Source organism: Azorhizophilus paspali, assembly GCF_043587585.2.
Taxonomy (GTDB): domain Bacteria; phylum Pseudomonadota; class Gammaproteobacteria; order Pseudomonadales; family Pseudomonadaceae; genus Azotobacter; species Azotobacter paspali.
The window spans coordinates 1,923,925-1,946,644 of sequence record NZ_CP171449.1 but is presented as its reverse complement, the minus strand read 5'-3'; the positions used below and the strand labels follow the sequence as shown (position 1 = coordinate 1,946,644).

Genomic DNA, 22,720 nt, shown 5'->3' with positions numbered 1-22,720 from the left:
TCAGGGTGATTGCACGAGTCACCAAAAACAAGAAAGGCACCTGTGGCGCCCTTCTTGTCAGCCCTGCTTATTGGGATAAAGCCGCCACTCTGGCCCGCGCCCCGTGCAGCTTCTTGTAGCTGTCGATCAGGCGCAGGTGTCTGTCGAGCCCTTCCAGCTTCATGCTGGTCGGCGTCAGACCGTAGAAGCGCACGCTGCCATCCACCGACCCCAGCGCCGCGTCCATCCGCTCGTTGCCGAACATCCGGCGGAAGTTGACTTCGTAGTCGGCCAGCTCCAGCTCTTCGTCCAGCATCACTTCTAGCACTACATTCAGGGCCTGGTAGAACAGCCCCCGCTCGACCGTGTTGTCGTTGTACTGCAAGAAGGCTTCCACCAGTTCCTTCGCATCTTCGAAGCGACGCAGGGCGAGGCTGATCAACAGTTTCAGTTCAAGGAGAGTCAACTGGCCCCAGACCGTGTTGTCGTCGAACTCGATACCGATCAGGGTGGTGATGTCGGTGTAGTCATCCACCTCGCAGTTTTCCAGACGCTTGAGCAGTGCCTTGAGGCGGGCATCGTCCAGTCGGTGCAGGTTCAGAATGTCCTCGCGGAACGACAACGCCTTGTTGGTGTTATCCCAGATCAGATCCTCTACCGGATAGATCTCCGAATACCCTGGTACCAGGATGCGGCACGCCGTGGCCCCCAGGTGCTCGTACACCGCCATGTACACTTCCTTACCCATATCTTCGAGAATGCCGAACAGGGTGGCGGCTTCCTCGGCATTGGAATCTTCCCCCTGGCCGGAGAAATCCCACTCGACGAATTCGAAATCGGCCTTGGCGCTGAAGAAGCGCCACGACACCACGCCGCTGGAGTCGATGAAGTGTTCGACGAAGTTGTTCGGCTCGGTCAAGGCGTGGCTTTCGAAGGTCGGCGCCGGCAGGTCGTTCAGGCCTTCGAAACTGCGGCCCTGCAGCAACTCCGTCAGGCTGCGCTCCAGTGCCACCTCAAAGTTCGGGTGCGCACCGAACGAGGCGAACACGCCGCCGGTACGCGGGTTCATCAAGGTCACGCACATCACCGGGAACTCGCCGCCCAGCGACGCATCCTTGACCAGCACCGGGAAGCCCTGTTCTTCCAGGCCCTGGATACCGGCCAGGATGCCCGGGTACTTCGCCAGCACCTCGCGTGGCACATCGGGCAGGGCGAGTTCATTTTCGAGGATTTCACGCTTCACCGCGCGCTCGAAGATTTCCGACAAGCACTGCACCTGCGCTTCGGCCAGCATATTGCCGGCACTCATGCCATTGCTGAGGTACAGGTTCTCGATCAAGTTGGTCGGGAAGTACACTACTTCGCCGTCGGATTGGCGCACGAACGGCAGCGAACAGATGCCGCGCTCCACATTGCCGGAGTTGGTGTCGTACAGGTGCGAGCTACGCAACTCGTCGTCGGGGTTGTAGATTTCCAGGCAGTACGCGTCGAGGATTTCAGCCGGCAGCGCATCCTTGTGGCCAGGCTTGAACCAGCGCTCATCCGGGTAGTGCACGAACGCCGCATTGGCGATGTCTTCTCCCCAGAACTGGTCGTTGTAGAAGAAGTTGCAGTTCAGGCGCTCGATGAATTCGCCCAGAGCCGATGCCAACGCGCTTTCCTTGGTCGTACCCTTGCCGTTGGTGAAGCACGTCGGCGATTGCGCATCGCGGATATGCAGCGACCACACGTTGGGCACGATGTTGCGCCACGACGCGATCTCGATCTTCATGCCCAGGCCGGCGAGGATTTCCGACATATTGGCGATGGTCTGCTCCAGTGGTAGATCCTTGCCCAGGATATAGGTGCTCGCGTCGGCATCGGGGTTGAGCATTAACAACGCCTGGGCATCGGCATCGAGGTTTTCCACTTCCTCGATCACGAAGTCGGGTCCGGTCTGCACGACCTTCTTCACCGTGCAGCGGTCGATGGAACGCAGGATGCCCAGGCGATCCTTTTCCGAGATATCCGCCGGCAACTCCACCTGGATCTTGAGGATCTGCTTGTAGCGATTCTCCGGATCGACAATGTTGTTCTGCGACAGGCGGATATTATCGGTGGGGATACCGCGCGTCTGGCAGTACAACTTCACAAAATAAGCCGCGCACAGAGCCGATGAAGCCAGGAAGTAATCGAATGGACCCGGTGCGGAGCCATCGCCTTTGTAGCGGATCGGCTGGTCGGCGATCACCGTGAAATCATCGAACCTGGCTTCTAGCCGAAGGTTATCGAGAAAATTAACCTTAATTTCCATGCGAAATTACCACGATAAAAAAACGACTTGATCGGCATTATCCGGCCAAATGAGCCCTGGGGGGTATCCCGACGGGCGTTGGCTGCAGGCAACTTTCAATGCAGCAGAGTCGACACGTGGCAGATTAGAAACAGATTTCGGCCATGTGCTTCGGGTAACATGCGCCGCCCCACGCACGCCACCAGCCAAACACCCCGCACTCGAGGAAACCGCCGTGCTCACATCCCAGGTCATCATCATCGGCGCCGGTGCCGCCGGACTGATGTGCGCCATGAGCACTGCCGCACGCGGTCGCCGAGTGCTGCTGCTCGACCACGTCAACAAGGCCGGCAAGAAGATCCTCATGTCCGGCGGCGGGCGTTGCAACTTCACCAATCTGTATTGCGAACCGGCCAACTTTCTCTCGCACAACCCACACTTCTGCAAGTCTGCGCTGGCGCGCTTCACGCAGTGGGACTTTATTGCCCTGGTGGCCAGGCACGGCGTGCCTTACCACGAGAAGAAGCTCGGCCAACTGTTCTGCGATAACAAATCCAGCGACATCCTCGACCTGCTGCTGGACGAATGCGAGCAAGCCGGCGTCGACCTGCGCCTGAACACCTCGGTGAGCGAGATCACGCGCGTCGACGGTGGCTACCAGTTGCAGACCAGCATCGGCCCAACCCATTGCGAATCGCTGGTCATCGCCACCGGCGGCCTGTCCATCCCCACCCTCGGCGCCACCGGCATCGGTTACCAGATCGCCCGCCAGTTCGGCCACAACGTGCTGCCGACTCGCGCCGGCCTGGTGCCGTTCACCATCACCGACCCACAGTTGAAGGCACTGTGCAGCGAGCTATCCGGCACCTCGGTGGAGGACTGCCGGATCACTTGTAACGGCCAGAGCTTCGTCGAGAACATCCTGTTCACCCACCGGGGCCTCAGTGGTCCGGCGATCCTACAGATTTCTTCCTACTGGCAGCCCGGCGAGGCCATTAGCATCGACCTGTTACCCAGGATCGATTTGCCGGCCTGGCTTGCCGAACAACAGCGAGAGCGTCCCAACAGCGAGCTGAAGACGCTGCTGGCCGACCTGTTCACCAAGAAGATGGCCAGCCTGCTGGCCGAGCACTGGTTCACCTCGAAACCGATGAAGCAGTACACGCCGGGCGAACTCAAGGTCATTGCCGAACGCCTGAGCGACTGGCAACTGGTGCCAGCGGGCACCGAAGGCTACCGCACCGCGGAAGTCACCCTGGGCGGCGTCGACACCCGCGAGGTGTCCTCCAAGACCATGGAGTCGCTGAAATCACCCGGGCTGTACTTCATCGGCGAAGTGCTGGATGTCAGCGGTCACCTCGGCGGTTTCAACTTCCAGTGGGCTTGGGCCTCCGGCTACGCGGCGGCGCAGTACGTGTAATAACCCAGATAAATCTGCGTCATGCGTAATGCCGGCATGGAGCATTACAGAATCATTGGCAGTCCTCAAGAAAGAGCGCGGTTAAGTCGTCAACGCCCTGATCCTGCTGGCCTGCGATCGCTCGCAAGACCAGTGAGCTGGGCGTGAGCCAGCGCAAGATCGACAACGGCACGTCCTAAAAACGAACTCAAGCCTTGGCGCAAGCAAGGTAGGCCGGGCGATCCCGCCGAAGGCCAGTGGAGAGTTCGTGGCGACAATGGAGCAGGTGCTGTATGCCCGTCAGCCGGTACAGGGCGGGCTGATCGATCACAGTGATAGAGGGGCAGTCTGTCTCGATCCGCTACACCGAGCGCCTGGCCGAAGCCGGGATCGAGCCGTCGGTGGGCAGCGTGGGCGACTCCTATGACAATGCCTTGGCCGAGACCATCAATGGCTTGTACAAGGCGGAGGTGATTCATCGCCAGTCCTGGAAGAACCGCGAGGCCGTGGAGCTGGCCACGCTGACCTGGGTGGACTGGTACAACCACCGTCACTGCTGGAATCGATCGGCAACATCCCGGCGGCGGAAGCTGAAGCGGCGTATTATCGACAACTCGACGAGTCCGCTATGGTGGCGTGACTCACACCAACGAGCCTCCGGAATTCCCGGGGCGGTTCACTTTCGCGACAGCCTCTTTAGGGCGGAGAGGATGTCAAAGAAAACCCGCTACAGTAAGCTGTATCCAAGCCAAGAGGTCAGTTGGCGCGGAGTCCATGCTGTGGCTTTTCATCCCCTCCGCACACGAAGCGAGGATTGCCCCATGAGCCAGCGATCCGATATTCCCCAGCCCGACCCGGTGGTCTGGAACCATCCGGGAGATTTTCCGCAGATGCCGGAATACGAGCCGCCCGAGGAAATCAAATACACCCCGCCCAACGACGGGAAATTGTCCCATGCGGAGGAAGAGCAGGAGCCGCAATGAGCGGTTGCCCGGCCTCCGTGCTCCCGCGCGGAGAAAAACCGTTGCGCGCGAAACACACTGTCAAACTCTGATAGTAGGTATGGCCCTGTCCTTTGCTATGATCGGCTCATCTCCACGGAACCTCATATCAAGGAGCTGTGCCATGCACGAACCCAATAGCTATGCACTTCAATCCGCCCAGGCGGAGCAACTGGAAGTCAGCCGCGTCCTGCGCAACACCTACGGTCTGCTGGCCCTAACTCTCGGCTTCAGCGGCCTAGTGGCCTACGTGGCGCAGCAGATGCGCCTGCCCTACCCGAACATCTTCGTGGTCCTGATCGGCTTCTACGGCCTGTTCTTCCTCACCGTGAAGCTGCGCGACTCGGCCTGGGGCCTGCTCTCGACGTTCGCCCTGACCGGTTTCATGGGCTACACCCTGGGCCCGATCCTCAACCACTACATCGGCATGCCCAACGGCGGCGAAGTGGTGTCCTCGGCCTTCGCCATGACCGCCCTGGTGTTCGGTGGCCTGTCCGCCTACGTGCTGACCACCCGCAAGGACATGAGCTTCCTCAGCGGCTTCATCACCGTCGGCTTCTTCGTCCTGCTCGGCGCCAGCCTGGCCGGCCTGTTCTTCGAGATCAGCGGCCTGCAACTGGCAATCAGCGCCGGCTTCGTGCTGTTCTCCTCGGCCTGCATCCTGTTCCAGACCAGCGCCATCATCCATGGCGGGGAGCGTAACTACATCATGGCGACGATCGGCCTGTACGTGTCGATCTACAACCTGTTCGTCAGCCTGCTGCAGATCCTCGGCATCATGGGCAGCGACGACTGATCGCCGACCGGCCTCACGAAAGCCCGCGCAATGCGGGCTTTCGCTTTTCTGGCGTATCATTCCCCCTACCCATTCCCCGCAGCCGCCCGCCTATGAAATTCGCCATCGCCTTGTTCTCCCCACCCCACTCACCGTCCTCGCGCCGGGCGCTGCGTTTCGCCGAGGCCGTGCTCGCCGGCGGCCACGAGATCAATCGGCTGTTCTTCTACCGGGACGGCGTGTACAACGCCGCCGATAGCATCGTCACGCCCCAGGACGAGTCTGACCTACAGGCTCAGTGGCGCGCCTTCGTCGAACGGCACGCACTGGATGCGGTGGTGTGCGTCGCCGCCGCCCTGCGCCGCGGCGTGTTAGATACTCGGGAGGCGCAACGCTATGGCCGCGTGGCGGTCGTGCCGACGCCGCCCTGGGAGCTGTCCGGCCTCGGTCAGTTGCACGAGGCCGCCCAGTCGGCCGACCGTCTGATCTGCTTCGGAGGCGATTGAGATGGCCAAATCGATGCTGATCGTCAGCCGCCATGCCCCTTGGGGCGGCCTGGGCGCCCGCGAAGCGCTGGACATCGCCCTGGCCGGCGGAGCCTTCGAACTGCCCGTCGGCCTGCTGTTCCTCGACGACGGCGTGTTCCAGTTGCTACCCGGTCAACGACCCGCCGCCGTCGAGCAGAAGGATCTCGCCGCCAACTTGCAGGCCCTGCCGCTGTTCGGCGTGGAGGATCTCTACGTCTGCCGCCAAAGCCTGCGCCTGCGCGGCCTGGACGGCCAGCCCCTGGCCCTGTCGGCCACGCCGCTGGAAGGGCCGGAGCTGGCCGATCTCTTCGACCGTTACAACCTGGTGATCACCCTCTGATGACGACCCTGCACCTGCTTTCCCGATCGCCCTTCGGCACTCCGCTGGACAGCGCCCTGCGCCTGCTCGGCGTCCGCGACGGTCTGCTGCTCTGCGGCGACGCCTGCCATGCGCTGCAACCCGGCAGCGCGCCGCTCCAGTTGCTGGAGCACCTGCCCGAGTCCATCGCCCTACACGCTCTCGCAGAAGACCTAAAAGCGCGCAACCTCGTGGCGCCGGAGCGCGTGCGGGTGGTGGACTACCCCGGATTCGTCGAGCTGTGTACCCGCTACGACAAGGTCAACGGCTGGCTATGACCACGCTGAACGTCGCCGGCCGTGACCTGACGTTGGACGAGGACGGCTACCTGAGCGACTTGCAAGACTGGTCCGAGGAAGTCGCCGAGGCTCTGGCCCACCGGGAGGAGCTGGAGTTGAGTGTCGAGCACTGGGAGATCCTCCGCTTGCTGCGCGAGTTCCATGCACAGTTCCAGCTATCGCCGGCGACCCGCCCGCTAGTCAAGTACGTCGCCCTAAAACTCGGTCCGGAGAAGGGCAACAGCCCACACCTGAACCGTCTGTTCAAGGGCTCCCCCGCCAAACTGGCCGCCAAGCTGGCCGGCCTGCCGAAACCGACGAATTGCCTATGACGACCATTCCCCCCGAAGAACATCCCTTCGCCCAATTCGTGCGTATCCTCGGCAAGGGCAAGCGCGGCGCGCGCAGCCTGACCCGCGAGGAAGCCCGTGAAGCCATGGGCATGCTGCTCGACGGCAGGGCTGAAGAAATCCAGCTCGGCGCCTTCCTGATGCTACTGCGCCACAAAGAGGAAAGCGCCGAGGAACTGGCCGGCTTCAGCGAAGCCGTACGTGCCCGTCTGCAGGTCCCGGCGGGTCTTAGCGTAGATCTGGACTGGCCGAGCTATGCCGGCAAGAAGCGCCACCTGCCCTGGTATCTGCTGGCAGTGAAATGCTTGGCGCAGAGCGGCGTGCGTATCCTCATGCATGGCGGTGGCGCGCATACCGCTGGACGCCTCTACAGCGAGCAGTTGCTCGGCCTGCTGGATATCCCCCTGTGCCGGGACTGGAGCGAAGTCGAGCAGGCGCTGCAGGCGCGCAACCTGGCGTTCATTCCCCTTGGCGCCTGGATGCCGTCCCTGCAGCGGATGATCGAATTGCGCAACACCCTCGGCCTGCGCTCGCCGATCCACTCCCTGGCGCGCATGCTCAATCCTCTGGGCGCGTGCTGCAGCCTGCAAAGCGTCTTCCATCCCGGCTACCAGGCGATCCACCGCGAGGGCAGCCGTCTGCTCGGCGAAAGCGCCTTGGTGATCAAGGGCGACGGCGGCGAGATCGAGATCAATCCCGATGCCGTCAGCCACCTATTCGGCACCGCCGACGGCGAGAACTGGGACGAGGAATGGCCGGCCATGGCCGAACAGCGCCACGTCAAGCCCGAACGGCTCGATCCGGCGCAGTTGCAGGCCTTCTGGCGCGGCGAAAGCGAAGACGACTACGGCCGCCTGGCCGTGCTGGGCACCATGGCCCTGGCCCTGCGCGCCCTCGGTACGCCCCGCGCGCAAGCCATCGCCGAGGCACAGCGCCACTGGGATGCCCGCGACCGCTCGAAATGAGCGGCGGAACCTCGGCGATGAGGCTCAATCGGCGCTCTGCTGGCCCTCGAACCAGGCCAGCTTGTCGCGCAACCACACCACTTCGCCGACGATCAACAGGGTCGGCGCCGAGACCTGCTCCCGTTCCACCCGCGTCGGCAACTCGGCCAGGGTAGAAACGATCACCCGCTGCTGCGGGGTGGTGCCCTGCTGGATCAGCGCCACCGGGGTCGCCGCCGCCCGGCCGTGCTCGATCAGCCGCTGGCAGATCACCGGCAGGCCGACCAGCCCCATGTAGACCACCAGGGTCTGGGCCGGCGCCACCAGATCGGCCCAGGGCAAGTCGAAGCTGCCATCTTTCAGATGACCAGTGACGAAGCGCACCGACTGGGCGTAATCGCGGTGCGTCAACGGAATGCCGGCGTAGGCAGCGCAGCCGCTCGCCGCGGTGATCCCCGGCACCACCTGGAAAGGAATGTCATGGGCAGCCAGTTCCTCAATCTCCTCGCCGCCCCGACCGAAGATGAAGGGATCGCCACCCTTCAGACGCAGCACCCGCTTGCCCTCGCCCGCCAGCCGCACCAGCAGTCGGTTGATCTGCTCCTGGGGTAGAGCGTGTTCAGCACGGCGCTTGCCGACATAGATGCGCTCGGCATCGCGCCGGCACAACTCCACGATCGCCGGGGCCACTAGTCGATCGTAGAGCACCACGTCGGCCTGCTGCATCAGGCGCAGGGCGCGGAAGGTCAGCAGATCCGGATCGCCCGGCCCGGCGCCGACCAGATAGACTTCGCCGAGTGCCTTGGGCGCCGCCCCGGCAAGCTTGGCCTCGAGCAGCCGCTCGGCCTCCGTCTCCTGCCCGGACAGCAGCCGCTCGGCGATCGGCCCCTGGAACACCTCCTCCCAGAACACCCGGCGCTGCCGCACGTCGGGCAGCAGGCGCTTGACCTGCGCGCGAAACCTTCTCGCCAACCCTGCCAGCCGGCCGTAGCCGGCCGGAATCCAGGTCTCGATCCGTGCCCGCATCAGCCGCGCCAGCACCGGCGCATCGCCGCCGCTGGACACCGCGACGAGCAGAGGCGAGCGGTCGACGATGGCCGGGAAGATCACGCTGCACAAGTCCGGTGAGTCCACCACGTTGACCGGCACGCCATGCTCATGGGCATCGCGGGAAACCCGGGCGTTCAACAACGGATCGTCGGTGGCGGCGATGGCCAGCACACAGCCGTCCAGATCCCCCTGCGCGTAGCCTCGCGGCAGGCAGTCTCCACCGCCCTCCCGCACCTGCTCGGCGAGCGCTACCTCGATTTGCGGCGCCACGACCCGCAGCACAGCGCCGGCGTCGGCGAGCAACCGCGCCTTGCGCGAAGCGATCTCGCCGCCGCCGACCAGCAGTACGCGCCGGCCCTTGAGGTTGTGGAACAGCGGAAGGTAATCCATGGATCGATTCCCGATGGATGAAAACAAAGCGGGGTGGCCCTGGCCACCCCGCGTTCGGCATCGTTCGGCTCGGTCTAGCCGATGAGCTCGATACCACCCATATAGGGCTTGAGCACCGCGGGCACGCGGATCGAGCCGTCGGCCTGCTGGTAGTTTTCCAGCACCGCCACCAGAGTGCGGCCGACCGCCAAGCCGGAACCATTGAGAGTATGCACCAGCTCCGGCTTGCCGGTTTCCGGGTTGCGCCAGCGCGCCTGCATGCGCCGCGCCTGGAAATCGCCGCAGTTGGAGCAGGAGGAAATTTCCCGGTACTTGTCCTGGCTCGGCACCCAGACTTCCAGATCGTAAGTCTTGGTCGCGCCGAAGCCCATATCGCCGGTGCACAGGGCCAACACGCGGTACGGCAGTTCGAGCCGCTGCAATACCTTCTCGGCGTTGGCGGTCAGCTCCTCCAGCGCCTCGTAGGACTTGGCCGGATCGACGATCTGCACCATTTCCACCTTGTCGAACTGATGCTGGCGGATCATGCCGCGGGTGTCGCGGCCGGAGGCGCCGGCCTCGCTGCGAAAGCACGGGGTATGGGCGACGAACTTCAGCGGCAGTTGCCTGGCGTCGAGGATCTCGCCGGCCACGATGTTGGTCAGCGATACCTCGGCAGTGGGGATCAGGTAGAAATCGGCCTCGCCCTCGCGGCTGATCTTGAACAGATCCTCCTCGAACTTGGGCAACTGGCCGGTGCCCTGCAGGGCAGGCGCCTGTACCAAATAGGGGGTATAGGTCTCCTCATAGCCGTGTTCGCCGCTGTGCAGGTCGAGCATGAACTGCGCCAGCGCCCGGTGCAGCCGGGCGATGGGGCCGCGCATCAGGGCGAAGCGGGCGCCGGAGAGCTTAGCGGCGGTCTCGAAGTCCAACCAACCGTGGCGCTCGCCGAGAGCGACGTGATCCTTGATCGCGAAATCGAAGGTACGCGGGACGCCCCAGCGGCGCACCTCCACGTTGCCCTCTTCGTCGGCGCCGACCGGCACCGACTCGTGAGGCAGGTTGGGGATGCTCAGCAGCAGAGCGTCCAGCTCGGCCTGGATGGCGTCCAGCTCGCGCTTGCCGGCCTCCAGATCGCTGCCCATGCGGTCGACCTCGGCCAGCAGCGGCGCGATATCCTCGCCGCGCGACTTGGCCTGGCCGATGGCCTTGGAGCGGGCGTTGCGCTCGGCCTGCAGCTGTTCGGTGCGGGTTTGCACGGCCTTGCGCTGGGCTTCGAGGCTCTCGAAACGCGCCACGTCCAGTTGGAAGCCACGGGTTGCCAGGCGGCCCGCAATCTCCTGCAGTTGGGTACGAACCAGTTTGGAGTCGAGCATGGAATGTTCTCGTCTATCGATCAGAGCTTGGTGAGTATCAGGCCGGCCCAAGTGGCAAGCAGGCCGCCCAGCACGCTGAACGCCAGATAGCCGAAAGCCAGCGGAGCCTGGCCGCTTTCCAACAGGCGCAGCGTGTCGAGGGAAAAGGATGAAAAGGTGGTCAGGCCACCGAGAAAACCGGCGATTAGCCCGGCCCGCAGCGCCAGCGGCACTTCGGGACGCAGTAGGAACTGGCCATAGAGATAGCCGATTAGCAGGCAGCCGGCAATGTTGACCGCCAGGGTGGCGGCATAAAAATGTTGCGGCCAGTGCACGGATATCCAGTTGCTGGTGGCGAAACGCAACAGACAACCGAGCGCACCACCCGCCGCCACTGCCAGGGTCACGCCGATCATGGCTTTCTCCTCCGCCAGACACTGGCGCGGTCGAGCTCAGCCAGATGCTGCAGCTTGTCACGGATCTTCGTCTCCAGGCCACGCGGCACCGGCTGATAGTAGTGGCGCGGCTCGAAGTCTTCCGGAAAGTAGTCCTCGCCGGCGGCATAGGCTTCCGGCTCGTCGTGGGCGTAGCGATACTCCTCGCCGTAGCCGAGTTCCTTCATCAATTTGGTCGGCGCATTACGCAGATGCAGCGGTACCTCCAGCGAGCCCTGCTGCTCGGCATCGCGGCGCGCTGCCTTGAAGGCGGTGTAGACGGCATTGCTCTTCGGCGCGCAGGCCAGATAGACGATGGCCTGGGCCAGCGCCAGCTCGCCCTCGGGGCTGCCCAGGCGCTCCTGCACATCCCAGGCGGCCAGGCACAGGGGCAGCGCCCGCGGATCGGCATTGCCGATGTCCTCGCTGGCCATGCGCAGCACGCGACGGGCGAGATACAGCGGATCGCAGCCGCCATCGAGCATTCGCGCGAACCAGTAGAGCGCTGCATCCGGACTCGAGCCGCGCACCGACTTGTGTAACGCGGAGATCTGGTCGTAGAAGGCCTCGCCGCCCTTGTCGAAGCGCCGGCGGCTGTCGCCGAGCAGGTTGCCAAGCAGCTCGGTGCCGATCGCCTGGTCGTCCTCGACCAGGTCGGCGGCGTTCTCCAGCAGATTGAGCAGGCGCCGCCCGTCGCCGTCGGCGGCCGCTAGCAACATCCGCAGGCTGTCTTCCGGCAGGCTCAGGTGGCGTCCACCCAAGCCGCGCTCCTCGCCCAAGGCGCGTTCGGCCAGCCTCCGCAGGGCCGCTTCATCGAGGCTCCTCAGCACGTAGACGCGGGCGCGCGAGAGCAGCGCGTTGTTCAGTTCGAAGGAAGGATTTTCGGTGGTGGCGCCGATGAAGATCAGGGTGCCGTCTTCCACGTAGGGCAGGAAGGCATCCTGCTGGGACTTGTTGAAACGGTGCACCTCGTCGACGAAAAGAATCGTCCGCCGTCCATGCTGAGCAACCTGCTGACGGGCGATCTCGACCGCTTGACGAATCTCCTTGACTCCGGCCAGCACCGCGGAGATCGTCTCGAAGTGCGCATCGGTGACCTTCGCCAGCAGCCGCGCCAAGGTGGTCTTGCCGACGCCTGGCGGCCCCCAGAAGATCATCGAGTGCAGGGTCCCCTGCTCCAGCGCCTCGCGCAGCGGCTTGCCGCGGGCCAGCAGGTGCTCCTGGCCGACGTACTCGTCCAGGCTGGCCGGGCGAAGGCGCGCGGCCAGGGGCTGGGCGAGAGGGTCGGCGCGAAATAGGTCCATGGGCTCAGCCGGATCACTCCTGGATAACGTCGGTGCCTTCCGGCACCTTGAAATCGAACTGGGCGGCATCGAGCGACTGGTTCATCTTCACCCCGAAGAACAGGATATTGGTGCGCTGGCCGACACCATCGATCAATTGCATGTCGTTGACCACCCCATCGCGGAAGGACAGGCGCAGGTTGTCGAACAAGGTGTCCTTGGACTTCGGTTTGAGGATGAAATCCACCACGCCGCCGGCCTCCTTGTGGGTAATCTCGAAGTTCTCGCCGATCTTCGACAGGTCGCCGGAAAGCAGTAGCGCAGGGGTGTGAGTCAGGCGCTGGTCGAGGCTGCGGACGGTCACCTGCTCCAGATCGGGATCGTAGAGCCAGACCGTCTTGCCATTGGAGACCAGAAGCTGCTCCTGCGGCGCATCGGTATGCCAGCGGAACAGCCCCGGACGCTTCAGCGCCATCTCGCCGGAGGTTTCCTGCAACTGTGTGCCGGAGCCGTCGAGCGAGAGCTGGGAAAAACGCGCGGTCAGGGTCTGTGCCCGGTCGAGCAGTTGAGTCAGGCGCTGGATCGAACGCTCATCGGCCTGCGCCGGAGACAGGGCGAAAGCGACAGCGGACAGCAACAGCACACGGAAAAGGCGCATGACAATCCTCAAAAGCGTAGGGAGATCAGTCGCGAACCGGCGCGGGAGCGATCACTTCCCGCGAACCGTTGGTGTTCATCGAGGACACCACACCCGCCATCTCCATGGCCTCGATCATCCGTGCCGCGCGGTTATAGCCGATTTTCAGCTTGCGCTGCACTGCGGAGATAGAGGCGCGGCGGCTTTCCGTCACGAAGCGTACGGCCTCGTCGTAGAGCGGGTCTTCCTCGCTGCCCTCGCCGCCTTCGCCGCCACCCTCGAAGCTGCCACCACCTTCCTCGGCACTGGAGAGGATGTCCTCGATGTAGTCCGGTGCGCCGCGCTGCTTCCAGGCCTCGACGACGCGATGCACTTCGTCGTCGGAAACGAAGGCGCCGTGCACGCGGATCGGCAGGCCGGTGCCGGGCGGCAGGTAAAGCATGTCGCCGTGGCCGAGCAACTGTTCGGCACCGCCCTGGTCGAGGATGGTGCGCGAGTCGATTTTGCTGGACACCTGGAAGGCCATACGCGTCGGGATGTTGGCCTTGATCAGGCCAGTGATCACGTCGACCGAAGGGCGCTGGGTCGCCAAGATCAGGTGGATGCCGGCGGCGCGGGCCTTCTGAGCGATGCGCGCGATCAATTCCTCGACCTTCTTGCCGACAATCATCATCATGTCGGCGAACTCGTCGACCACCACCACGATGGTCGGCAGGGGTTCGAGCAGCGGCGGCTCGTCCTCCATGCTTTCGCGCCGATACAGCGGGTCGTAGAGAGGCGTGCCGGCTTCCTCGGCGTCCTTCACCTTGCGGTTGAAGCCGGCCAGGTTGCGCACGCCCATGGCGGCCATCAGCTTGTAGCGCCGCTCCATCTCGGCGACGCTCCAGCGCAGGGCGTTGGCCGCTTCCTTCATGTCGGTCACGACCGGGCAGAGCAGGTGCGGAATCCCCTCGTAGATGGACAGTTCGAGCATCTTCGGATCGATCATGATCAGCCGCGCCTCCTGGGGCGTCGACTTGAAGAGGACCGACAAAATCATGGCGTTGACCCCCACCGACTTGCCGGAGCCGGTGGTGCCGGCCACCAGCAGGTGGGGCATCTTCGCCAGGTCGGCAATGACCGGCTTGCCGCCGATGTCGTGGCCGAGCGCCAGGGTGACCGGCGACTTGGCCTCCTCGTACTCGACCGAGGTCAGCACTTCGGAAAGACGCACGATCTGCCGGTCCTCGTTGGGCACCTCGATACCGACCGTGGTCTTGCCGGGAATGACCTCGACCACGCGCACGCTGATCATCGCCATGGAACGGGCCAGGTCCTTGGCCAGGTTGGAAATCCGACTGACCTTGACGCCTGGTGCCGGCTGGATCTCGAAGCGGGTGATCACCGGCCCCGGATGCACGGACTCGACGGTCACCTCGACGCCAAACTCCTTAAGCTTGATTTCAAGCAGGCGCGACAACATCTCGAGCGACTCGCTCGAGTAGGTCTGCGACTTCTCCTCGGGGTCGTCCAGCAAAGAGAGCGGCGGCAGTGTTCCCTCCAGGGCCGCATAAACGGATGCGGGCCCTTCCCGAAACGCGGAGACGGGTACGGGTTGTGGTCGGGGCTCCATGGCCAGGGTCTCCGAGAGCGGCGTGATGGCCGGCGGCGGACGCCGCTCCGGCCCGACCGCGGGACTGATCGTAACAGCCGGCTCCGGCGCACTGCCCGGCCGGGACTCGACGGGCGCGACGAACGACCGTTCGTGCGCGTCGAAACGCGGGGAATCGGCTGGCGGCATCGCCTCGAAGGCATCGCCTTCCTGGAAATCCAGAGACAGATCGTCGAGTTCGCCGAACTCCCCGGACAAGGCCGGAACCGGGTCGAGCTCAGGGCGAGGCACGAGCCTGGATGTGATGGGTCCCGGCTCGATGCGAGGCGGCTGTGGTAGGCCTGGCTCGGGCTCGACGGACAGCCTTGGTGGAGCGACTTCGGGCTCGACAAGCCCCCTGGTCTCGACTCTCGGCTCGCTACGAGGCTTGAGGGGGAGGATTTCGGGCGCCGCGCGCGGTTTCGCTATGTTCGCGGGCTCGATGCGTGGTTTGCGCGACGAGGCGGATTCCGGCGGCCGCTGGAATCGGGCCGGAACGTCTACGACGGTCGCGTTACGACGCTGAGCAGCAGGCTTGGCCACGATCGGTTCGGCGAACATCCCGGCCAGCGATGCCTCTTCGATGAGCGGATCGTCAAGGTGGGCAGGCTCACCTTTCTCCCTGCCGGGCGCACGGGCTTTGACCGGCCCGTCGGCTTCGCGCAGTCGGGCGACCAGTCGCTTGCGCTCGACCAACGCGCTCCACCAGCGCCCGGTGGCACCCTGCACCAGCTCGAACAGGTCGAGAACGATCTTGCCGGTCAGATCCATGACCTTGAACCAGGACAGATCGGCGAACACTGTCAGTCCGAAAAGGAACAACGCCAGAAATATCAGTGTACTGCCCTGCACGTTGAGCGCATCCAGGGCGAGCTTGCCCAGAACCTCGCCAAGGGCCCCGCCAGCCGAGGCCGGCAAGCCGGGGGCGGAATGGAAATGAATATACGCGAGCGCAGCTCCCGCCGGGACCAGAATCGCCAGCCCGATTAGACGCCAGGAGAGCAACCAGCCACTCCAGGGCCACGGCTCATGGCGCGCCCTGAACGCCTGCGCCGTCTTGATCACCAGGAGCAGGGGAAACAGGTAGGCGAAATAGCCAAGCGCCATGAACAGGATGTCGGCAAACCATGCCCCTGTCCGGCCGGCGGCATTCTGCACCTGGGCCACACTGCTGCTGTGAGTCCATCCCGGATCGGAAGGATCGTAGGTCAGTAATGCCATCCAGAGATATAGAGTCAGCGCGCTCAAGGCGATTAGGGCACCCTCCTTGAGGCGGGAGCTCACCTGCTGCTGCCAGGCCGGAAGCCGTGCTTTTGTAGAGGAGGAATTCTTCAAGACGCTTCTTTTCCTGCGCCAACGGCGCGTTCCATCCAAGTTACGTGTCGGTCGAGAGCCAAGAGTACGTCAGCGACGGCTGGAGCCTCGGCTGATCCGCAGGCTCGCTCGTGCGGTGTTGCAGCCAGACCTGGAATCCTTATTTACATTTACGAAGAATGAATTCCAGTCTCAAACCGGATTTCATTTTTCCGCCCGATCCTGCTTCGCAGCGTCCTCGATCCGGCGGCCGCCGATACGCCGGACAACATCCGGCAAGGAAATGCTAAGGCCGCCCCTTTGCGGATTTCCTATTGTACGGTTTTGCCTATCCGATGCCATGCGGAGAGTCGCCGCCCCTTTTTGCCGAGCCCTCATGCTTCGGTGTAGCATAGCCGACAATCACCGCTATGCTGCTTCATTGGAGCACGCATTTTCTTTTGTGACAAAGGCTTACGGGGACTTTTTATGAATGATGTCAAGCATTCGCGGCTGATCATCCTTGGCTCCGGCCCGGCTGGATACACTGCGGCCGTCTATGCTGCACGTGCCAATCTGAAGCCCCTGCTGATCACCGGCATCCAGCCCGGCGGCCAACTGACCACCACTACCGAAGTGGACAACTGGCCTGGCGATGTCGAAGGCCTGACCGGTCCCGCCCTGATGGAGCGCATGCAGAAACACGCCGAGCGCTTCGACACCGAGATCATCTATGACCATATCCATACCGCCAAGTTGCAACAACGCCCCTTCACCCTGATCGGCGACAGCGCGACCTACACCTGCGAAGCCCTGATCATCGCCACCGGAGCCTCTGCCCAGTATCTTGGCCTGCCCTCCGAAGAAACCTTTTCCGGCAAGGGCGTATCCGCCTGCGCCACCTGCGATGGCTTCTTCTATCGCAATCAGGTGGTCGGCGTGGTCGGCGGCGGCAATACTGCCGTGGAAGAAGCCCTGTACCTGTCGAATATCGCCAAGGAGGTACACCTGATCCATCGCCGCGACAAGTTGCGCGCCGAGAAGATCCTGCAGGACAAGCTCCTCGAGAAGGCCCGCAATGGCAATATCCGTCTGCACTGGAACCAGACCGTGGACGAGGTGCTGGGCGACGCCTCCGGCGTGACTGGCGTACGCTTGAAGGACACGCTGAGCGGCGCTACCGAAACGTTGTCGCTGACCGGAGTCTTCATTGCGATCGGCCACAAGCCCAATACCGAGCTATTCGAGGGCCAGCTCGACATGCACAACGGCTACGTGACGATCAAGGGCGGCAATTCGGGCGACGCCACCGCCACCAGTATCGAAGGCGTCTTCGCCGCCGGCGATGTGGCCGACCATGTCTACCGCCAAGCCATCACCTCGGCAGGCGTCGGCTGTATGGCCGCCCTGGATGCCGAGCGCTATCTGGACAACTGATCGTTCGACGGACCCGAGCCCGCCCTCTCCCATTCACACTGCGGCGTCAACATGCTGACCTGTCTGCAACGCGACAGCCTGAGCTTCCCTCCCCTGGAGAGAGCCTTGCACCAACCCAATGGCCTGCTCGCCGTCGGGGGTGATCTCTCGGCCGAACGCCTGATCCAAGCCTACCGGCATGGCTGCTTTCCCTGGTACCAGGCGGGGCAGCCCATTCTCTGGTGGTCGCCGGATCCGCGCACCGTTCTGTTTCCTCGGGAATTGCACGTCTCCCGCAGCCTGCGCAAGGTTCTCCGCCAGGAGCGCTTCCAGGTTTCCTTCGACCGGGACTTCGCGGCCGTGATCCAGGCCTGTGCCGGCCCGCGCGATTACGCCGACGGCACATGGATAACCCCGGAAATGAGGAAGGCCTATCAGGAGCTTCACCACTGCGGCATCGCCCATTCGGTCGAAGTCTGGCAGAACGGTGTTCTCGTCGGAGGTCTTTATGGCTTGGCGATCGGCCAGTTGTTCTTTGGCGAGTCCATGTTTAGTCATGCCGATAATGCATCCAAGGTAGGCTTTGCGACACTGGTGGAACGGCTTGAGCGGTGGAGCTTCGTGCTGATCGATTGCCAGATGCCGACCCAGCACCTGCAAAGCCTTGGCGCCCGCAGCATACCCCGTACTGAATTCTCCAATTATCTGGCGCACCATCTGGATCTGCCGAGCACGGCCGACTGGATCGCCTAGTAGAGGTCCGCAGCGTGTCATACACTTGATGAGTGCCGCGAACGATTGCGGCACGCCATGGGCTTTCCGGGGGTTGACCATGACCGAGCTGGCTCGTCTCAAGTTCTACGCCACGCAACCGCACGCCTGTAGCTACCTGCCCGACGAGCAGGCGACGACCCTGTTCCTCGATCCCAGCCAACCCATGGACATGTATGTCTATGCGGAGCTCTCGGATCTGGGATTCCGGCGCAGCGGCGACCACCTTTATCGCCCCCACTGCCAAGGCTGCAACGCCTGCATCCCGGCTCGCATCCCCGCCAGGGGTTTTGCCTTGAACCGCCAGCAGCGGCGCATCCTGAAACGCAATGAGGACCTTGCGGCGCGAGCCGTACGACCCAGCTTTACCGAGGAATATTACAAACTCTATGCACGCTATATCGAACAGCGTCATGCCGATGGCGACATGTATCCCCCCAACCGGGACCAGTTCTGCACCTTCCTGGTACGCGACTTGCCTTTCTCCCGCTTCTACGAATTTCGCCTTTCCGGGCGCCTACTGGCCGTGGCAGTAACCGATGTACTCCCCAACGGCCTGTCAGCGGTCTATACCTTCTACGATCCTGACGAAGAACGACGCAGTCTCGGTCGCTATGCGATTCTCTGGCAAATTGGCGAAGCCGCGCGCCTGGGTCTACAGGCGGTGTATCTGGGTTATTGGATCAAGAATTGCCGCAAGATGAATTACAAGACCCAATACCGTCCAATTGAATTGCTAGTAAATCATCGCTGGGTCACTTTGACCTGAGAACTCTTGGCGCCAACGACCATTTTCAGGCACAATGCACGCCGTTTTGCTCGGCGTGCCAACTACGTTGGGCCATTCACTGCATACCGAGGGCTTTATTGAATGTCGAAAGAAGACAGCTTCGAAATGGAAGGCACTGTCGTCGACACCCTGCCCAACACCATGTTCCGCGTGGAGTTGGAAAATGGGCATGTCGTTACCGCGCATATATCCGGCAAGATGCGCAAGAATTACATCCGTATCCTCACCGGGGACAAGGTGCGTGTCGAACTGACCCCTTACGACCTGAGCAAGGGCCGCATCACTTATCGCGCTCGCTGAGGCGGAATCCAATAAAACGAAGACGCCCGGCATAGCCGGGCGTCTTCGTTTCAGAAGGGAGGCTTTCGCCGCCATTGCACTCAAGCCACTTCGGCTGCCGTCTCGAAGTCGAAGGAAAGCTCCTCACCCTTCAGATCGATATGCACCACTCCCCCATGTTCGGCCAACTCACCGAAGAGAATTTCCTCGGCCAGGGGACGCTTGATCCTGTCCTGAATCAGGCGAGCCATCGGCCGTGCGCCCATCTGAGCATCATATCCATGCTCGGCGAGCCAACCACGAGCCCGCTCGGAAACATCTAGCTGCACGTGCTTGTCTTCCAATTGTGCCTGAAGTTCGGTAAGGAACTTGTCGACGATATTCTTGATCACCTCGTGACTCAGGCGACCGAACTGGATAATGGTATCCAAACGGTTGCGGAACTCGGGAGTGAAGCTCTTCTTGATCACCTCCATGGCATCGGAAGAATGATCCTGCAGAGTAAAGCCGATCGAGGCACGGGCCGCGGTTTCCGCTCCAGCATTGGTGGTCATGATGATGATGACACTACGAAAATCAGCCTTGCGACCGTTGTTGTCGGTCAGCGTGCCATGGTCCATGACCTGCAATAGCAGATTGAACACTTCGGGGTGCGCCTTCTCGATTTCATCCAGCAACAGCACGCAATGCGGCTGCTTGGTAATCGCCTCGGTCAGCAGCCCCCCTTGATCGAACCCGACGTATCCTGGAGGCGCACCGATCAGCCGCGAAACAGTGTGCCGCTCCATGTACTCGGACATGTCGAAACGCACCAGCTCCACACCCAGCGCCTTGGCCAACTGCCGGGCCGCCTCGGTCTTGCCCACCCCGGTGGGACCGGCGAAGAGGAAGGAACCGACCGGCTTGTCCGGCGACTTCAAGCCAGCCCGCGACAACTTGATTGCCGTGGCGAGCGAATCGATAGCGGCATCCTGACCGAATACGGTCAACTTGAGATCGCGCTCAAGATTACGCAGCAGTTCCTTGTCGGAAGTGGAAACATGTTTGGGCGGAATACGAGCGATCTTGGCAACGATATCCTCGACCTGAGCCACATCGATAAGCTTGGCACGACGGTCCTCCGGCTGGAGACGTTGGAAGGCACCTGCCTCGTCGATAACATCGATGGCTTTGTCTGGCATGTGGCGATCGTTGATATAGCGAAAGGACAGCTCAGCTGCGGCCCGCAGCGCCTCATCGCTGTACTCGATGCCATGGTGCTGCTCGAAACGCGGCTTGAGCCCGCGAAGGATACCCACGGTATCTTCGACCGAAGGCTCAATCACATCGACCTTCTGGAAACGACGCGCCAAGGCTCGATCCTTCTCGAAGATGCCGCGGAACTCCTGGAAGGTGGTCGAACCGATGCAGCGGATCTCTCCGGACGAAAGAAGCGGCTTGAGCAGGTTCGAAGCATCCATCACCCCGCCGGAGGCAGCACCGGCGCCTATGATGGTGTGGATCTCGTCGATGAACAGGATGGCATGCGGCTTCTTGCGCAACTCATTGAGCAATGCCTTGAAGCGCTTTTCGAAATCACCGCGATATTTGGTGCCGGCAAGCAACGCCCCGAGGTCGAGGGAGTACACGACGCTGTGCGTCAGAAGATCCGGAACCTGATTGTCGACGATGCGTTTCGCCAACCCTTCGGCGATGGCCGTTTTGCCGACCCCGGCCTCGCCCACCAGCAGAGGATTGTTCTTGCGCCGCCGAGCCAGGATCTGCGCGACCCGCTCGACCTCGAACTCACGCCCGACCAGCGGATCGATCCGCCCCTGACGAGCCAGTTCGTTCAGATTGCTCGCATAGGCCTCCAGGGGATGACCGGAAGCCGAAGCATCTCCACTTTCTTCGTCCTGCATCTCATGCTCGCCATCAGGATGATCGCCATGACCCGGCACTTTGGAAATACCATGAGCAATGTAGTTCACCACGTCTATACGAGCCACACTCTGCTGCTTGAGCAGAAAGACGGCCTGGCTTTCCTGTTCGCTGAAGATGGCTACGAGCACATTGGCTCCGGTCACTTCCCGCTTACCAGAACTCTGCACATGAAAGACCGCTCGCTGCAGCACCCTCTGGAAGCCGAGGGTAGGCTGGGTTTCGCGCTCTTCATCGTGCTGTGGAATCAGAGGAGTCGTGGAGTCGATGAACTCCTGCAGGTCATGCCGAAGCTTATCGATATTCGCACCGCAGGCCCGCAGTACGGCAGCCGCGGCTTCGTTGTCCAGAAGCGCCAGCAGGAGGTGCTCCACCGTCATGAACTCATGACGTTTTGCACGAGCCTCCTTGAAGGCAAGATTGAGAGTGACTTCGAGCTCACGGTTCAACATAGCTTCACCTCATACCCAAGCGGTCGGCGTTAACCGTCCTTCTCGATCTCACAGAGCAGCGGATGCTGGCATTCCCTTGCATACTGGTTGACCTGCATGGCCTTGGTTTCTGCAACGTCACGAGTAAACATTCCGCACACTGCCCGCCCCTCTGTATGGACGGTCAGCATGACCTTGGTTGCCAACTCGCGGTTAAGGTTGAAAAACTTCTCCAGCACTTCGACCACGAAATCCATCGGTGTGTAGTCGTCGTTGAACATTACCACCTTATACATGGGCGGTACCTTCAGCGCAGGCTTGGACTCCTGCACGACCACCCCATGAGAGTCGTCCTCACGCGGCTCCGAACGGTCCTGACAGAATGTTAGTCGAATCTCAGTGCTTGCGAACATGCTGGACAAGCTTCCGGTTGAACGAATACGAATACTGGGAGGATTTAGTAGCACGCTTGGGCAGCCAAGCACAGCCCCGCCTTGACTATCGGCCAAACAATGATAAAAACAATGGGTACCCAAAAGGGTGTTCAGGGGTCCTATCATGTTCCGGCTATCGGGTCGAACGTGGTAAGGGGCCGAGGCGGATGATACTCCAGTGACGGAGTCTTTGCAGAGGGATGTCGGCATGCTAAGCGGCAAGGTCAAATGGTTCAACAACGCCAAGGGATACGGATTCATCGTGGCAGATGGCCGCGACGAAGACTTGTTCGCCCACTACTCGGCAATTCAGATGGATGGCTACAAGACCTTGAAGGCCGGTCAGGCAGTGACTTTCGAGCTGCTGCAGGGCCCGAAAGGCCTCCATGCAATCAATATCCGCCCCTGCCCGGCGTCGATCGAGAGTTCGGCCAAGCTCGGCCTGGCACAACCCTCGTCCCTTACCGACATTGCCGGTACGCTATAGCCCGAGAGCAATGCACCACTGCAAGGCGGGCTCGCTTCGCACAGCACTGGTCATGGATCAGCACTGGCCGGGCAGCCCGCATTGAGCGCATCCGCCTTCATCTGCAGGTAGATCGCCTCTTTCAACGGTGCGGCTCGGCTGTTACCAGCCCGTCCTAGTACCCACCGCCCCCATGGCAGGTGTCTACCTTCCCCGCGAGGCCGGAAAGACCGGCCTAACGCTCCGAATCTGCCGCTCGTCACCAACGCAGGCACTCGG

General features: G+C 62.4%; 22 protein-coding genes and 1 pseudogene. 14 read left to right on the top strand and 9 right to left on the bottom strand.

Translation table 11 applies throughout. The annotated features are described in order from the left end of the window. Nucleotides 1-67: 67 nt before the first annotated feature. Nucleotides 68-2,272: an OsmC domain/YcaO domain-containing protein gene (locus ACGI6K_RS09580; RefSeq protein ID WP_376948102.1), complete on the bottom strand. Its 2,205-nt coding sequence runs from the start codon at nucleotides 2,270-2,272 to the stop codon at nucleotides 68-70. Nucleotides 2,273-2,486: 214 nt separating this feature from the next. Between ACGI6K_RS09580 and ACGI6K_RS09575 the strand changes: the two genes are divergently transcribed. The 9 genes and pseudogenes from ACGI6K_RS09575 to ACGI6K_RS09535 all read left to right on the top strand — a co-directional run bounded on the left by ACGI6K_RS09575 (nucleotide 2,487) and on the right by ACGI6K_RS09535 (nucleotide 7,904). Continuing rightward, nucleotides 2,487-3,671 (top strand): NAD(P)/FAD-dependent oxidoreductase, encoded by a 1,185-nt coding sequence (locus tag ACGI6K_RS09575; RefSeq protein ID WP_376948103.1) that lies wholly within the window; start codon nucleotides 2,487-2,489, stop codon nucleotides 3,669-3,671. Nucleotides 3,672-3,930: 259 nt separating this feature from the next. After that, nucleotides 3,931-4,290: pseudogene (locus tag ACGI6K_RS09570) on the top strand (integrase core domain-containing protein); the annotation flags it as partial. Between the two features lie 181 nt (nucleotides 4,291-4,471). Next, nucleotides 4,472-4,633 carry a hypothetical protein gene (locus ACGI6K_RS09565; protein WP_012701370.1) on the top strand — a complete coding sequence of 54 codons (162 nt, stop codon included), beginning with the start codon at nucleotides 4,472-4,474 and terminating at the stop codon, nucleotides 4,631-4,633. Nucleotides 4,634-4,775: 142 nt separating this feature from the next. After that, a complete protein-coding gene (locus ACGI6K_RS09560) occupies nucleotides 4,776-5,447 on the top strand; it encodes a Bax inhibitor-1/YccA family protein (RefSeq protein ID WP_012701371.1) in 672 nt (223 codons plus the stop codon). A gap of 92 nt (nucleotides 5,448-5,539) precedes the next feature. Then, nucleotides 5,540-5,932: a sulfurtransferase complex subunit TusD gene (gene tusD, locus ACGI6K_RS09555; RefSeq protein ID WP_376948104.1), complete on the top strand. Its 393-nt coding sequence runs from the start codon at nucleotides 5,540-5,542 to the stop codon at nucleotides 5,930-5,932. Between the two features lies 1 nt (nucleotide 5,933). After that, complete coding sequence (gene tusC / locus ACGI6K_RS09550) at nucleotides 5,934-6,293, top strand: sulfurtransferase complex subunit TusC (RefSeq protein WP_376948105.1); 360 nt, start codon at nucleotides 5,934-5,936, stop codon at nucleotides 6,291-6,293. Then, on the top strand, nucleotides 6,293-6,589 hold the full coding sequence (gene tusB, locus ACGI6K_RS09545; protein ID WP_376948106.1) for a sulfurtransferase complex subunit TusB: 297 nt from the start codon (nucleotides 6,293-6,295) through the stop codon (nucleotides 6,587-6,589). Before tusC ends, tusB begins: the two co-directional genes overlap by 1 nt. Then, nucleotides 6,586-6,921, top strand: a complete 336-nt coding sequence (locus ACGI6K_RS09540) for a TusE/DsrC/DsvC family sulfur relay protein (protein WP_376948107.1) — start codon at nucleotides 6,586-6,588, stop codon at nucleotides 6,919-6,921. Before tusB ends, ACGI6K_RS09540 begins: the two co-directional genes overlap by 4 nt. Beyond that, nucleotides 6,918-7,904 (top strand): glycosyl transferase family protein, encoded by a 987-nt coding sequence (locus ACGI6K_RS09535; protein ID WP_376948108.1) that lies wholly within the window; start codon nucleotides 6,918-6,920, stop codon nucleotides 7,902-7,904. The genes ACGI6K_RS09540 and ACGI6K_RS09535 overlap by 4 nt, the downstream gene beginning before the upstream one ends. Before the next feature lie 24 nt (nucleotides 7,905-7,928). Here ACGI6K_RS09535 and cysG read toward each other — a convergent pair whose 3' ends face one another. The 6 genes from cysG to ACGI6K_RS09505 form a co-directional block, all read right to left on the bottom strand. Then, on the bottom strand, nucleotides 7,929-9,323 hold the full coding sequence (gene cysG / locus ACGI6K_RS09530; protein ID WP_376948109.1) for a siroheme synthase CysG: 1,395 nt from the start codon (nucleotides 9,321-9,323) through the stop codon (nucleotides 7,929-7,931). A 74-nt stretch (nucleotides 9,324-9,397) separates the two neighbouring features. Further along, on the bottom strand, nucleotides 9,398-10,678 hold the full coding sequence (serS, locus tag ACGI6K_RS09525; RefSeq protein ID WP_376948110.1) for a serine--tRNA ligase: 1,281 nt from the start codon (nucleotides 10,676-10,678) through the stop codon (nucleotides 9,398-9,400). A gap of 20 nt (nucleotides 10,679-10,698) precedes the next feature. Continuing rightward, on the bottom strand, nucleotides 10,699-11,073 hold the full coding sequence (gene crcB, locus ACGI6K_RS09520; RefSeq protein WP_376948111.1) for a fluoride efflux transporter CrcB: 375 nt from the start codon (nucleotides 11,071-11,073) through the stop codon (nucleotides 10,699-10,701). Continuing rightward, nucleotides 11,070-12,395, bottom strand: coding sequence for a replication-associated recombination protein A (locus ACGI6K_RS09515; RefSeq protein WP_376948112.1), 1,326 nt, complete (start codon nucleotides 12,393-12,395; stop codon nucleotides 11,070-11,072). The genes crcB and ACGI6K_RS09515 overlap by 4 nt, the downstream gene beginning before the upstream one ends. 13 nt (nucleotides 12,396-12,408) lie before the next feature. Further along, nucleotides 12,409-13,032: an outer membrane lipoprotein chaperone LolA gene (gene lolA, locus ACGI6K_RS09510; protein WP_012701381.1), complete on the bottom strand. Its 624-nt coding sequence runs from the start codon at nucleotides 13,030-13,032 to the stop codon at nucleotides 12,409-12,411. A 25-nt stretch (nucleotides 13,033-13,057) separates the two neighbouring features. Continuing rightward, nucleotides 13,058-15,976, bottom strand: a complete 2,919-nt coding sequence (locus ACGI6K_RS09505) for a DNA translocase FtsK (protein WP_376948113.1) — start codon at nucleotides 15,974-15,976, stop codon at nucleotides 13,058-13,060. A gap of 447 nt (nucleotides 15,977-16,423) precedes the next feature. Between ACGI6K_RS09505 and trxB the strand changes: the two genes are divergently transcribed. The 4 genes from trxB to infA all read left to right on the top strand — a co-directional run bounded on the left by trxB (nucleotide 16,424) and on the right by infA (nucleotide 19,211). Next, entirely contained in the window at nucleotides 16,424-17,371 is a 948-nt protein-coding gene (trxB, locus tag ACGI6K_RS09500; protein ID WP_376948114.1) for a thioredoxin-disulfide reductase, read from the top strand. 51 nt (nucleotides 17,372-17,422) lie between these two features. Then, nucleotides 17,423-18,103: a leucyl/phenylalanyl-tRNA--protein transferase gene (gene aat / locus ACGI6K_RS09495; protein ID WP_376948115.1), complete on the top strand. Its 681-nt coding sequence runs from the start codon at nucleotides 17,423-17,425 to the stop codon at nucleotides 18,101-18,103. Nucleotides 18,104-18,182: 79 nt separating this feature from the next. Then, nucleotides 18,183-18,890 (top strand): arginyltransferase, encoded by a 708-nt coding sequence (locus ACGI6K_RS09490; RefSeq protein WP_376948116.1) that lies wholly within the window; start codon nucleotides 18,183-18,185, stop codon nucleotides 18,888-18,890. A 102-nt stretch (nucleotides 18,891-18,992) separates the two neighbouring features. Then, nucleotides 18,993-19,211 (top strand): translation initiation factor IF-1, encoded by a 219-nt coding sequence (gene infA / locus ACGI6K_RS09485; protein ID WP_002553999.1) that lies wholly within the window; start codon nucleotides 18,993-18,995, stop codon nucleotides 19,209-19,211. Nucleotides 19,212-19,291: 80 nt separating this feature from the next. On the opposite strand, the gene clpA is transcribed toward infA, so the two are convergent. Together clpA and clpS are read right to left on the bottom strand one after the other, a co-directional pair. Next, nucleotides 19,292-21,562 carry an ATP-dependent Clp protease ATP-binding subunit ClpA gene (clpA, locus tag ACGI6K_RS09480; protein WP_376948117.1) on the bottom strand — a complete coding sequence of 757 codons (2,271 nt, stop codon included), beginning with the start codon at nucleotides 21,560-21,562 and terminating at the stop codon, nucleotides 19,292-19,294. A gap of 29 nt (nucleotides 21,563-21,591) precedes the next feature. Further along, nucleotides 21,592-21,954, bottom strand: a complete 363-nt coding sequence (gene clpS, locus ACGI6K_RS09475) for an ATP-dependent Clp protease adapter ClpS (protein ID WP_376948118.1) — start codon at nucleotides 21,952-21,954, stop codon at nucleotides 21,592-21,594. A gap of 229 nt (nucleotides 21,955-22,183) precedes the next feature. On the opposite strand from clpS, the gene cspD reads away from it, so the two are divergent. Further along, nucleotides 22,184-22,462 (top strand): cold shock domain-containing protein CspD, encoded by a 279-nt coding sequence (gene cspD, locus ACGI6K_RS09470; protein ID WP_376948119.1) that lies wholly within the window; start codon nucleotides 22,184-22,186, stop codon nucleotides 22,460-22,462. Nucleotides 22,463-22,720: the final 258 nt, after the last annotated feature.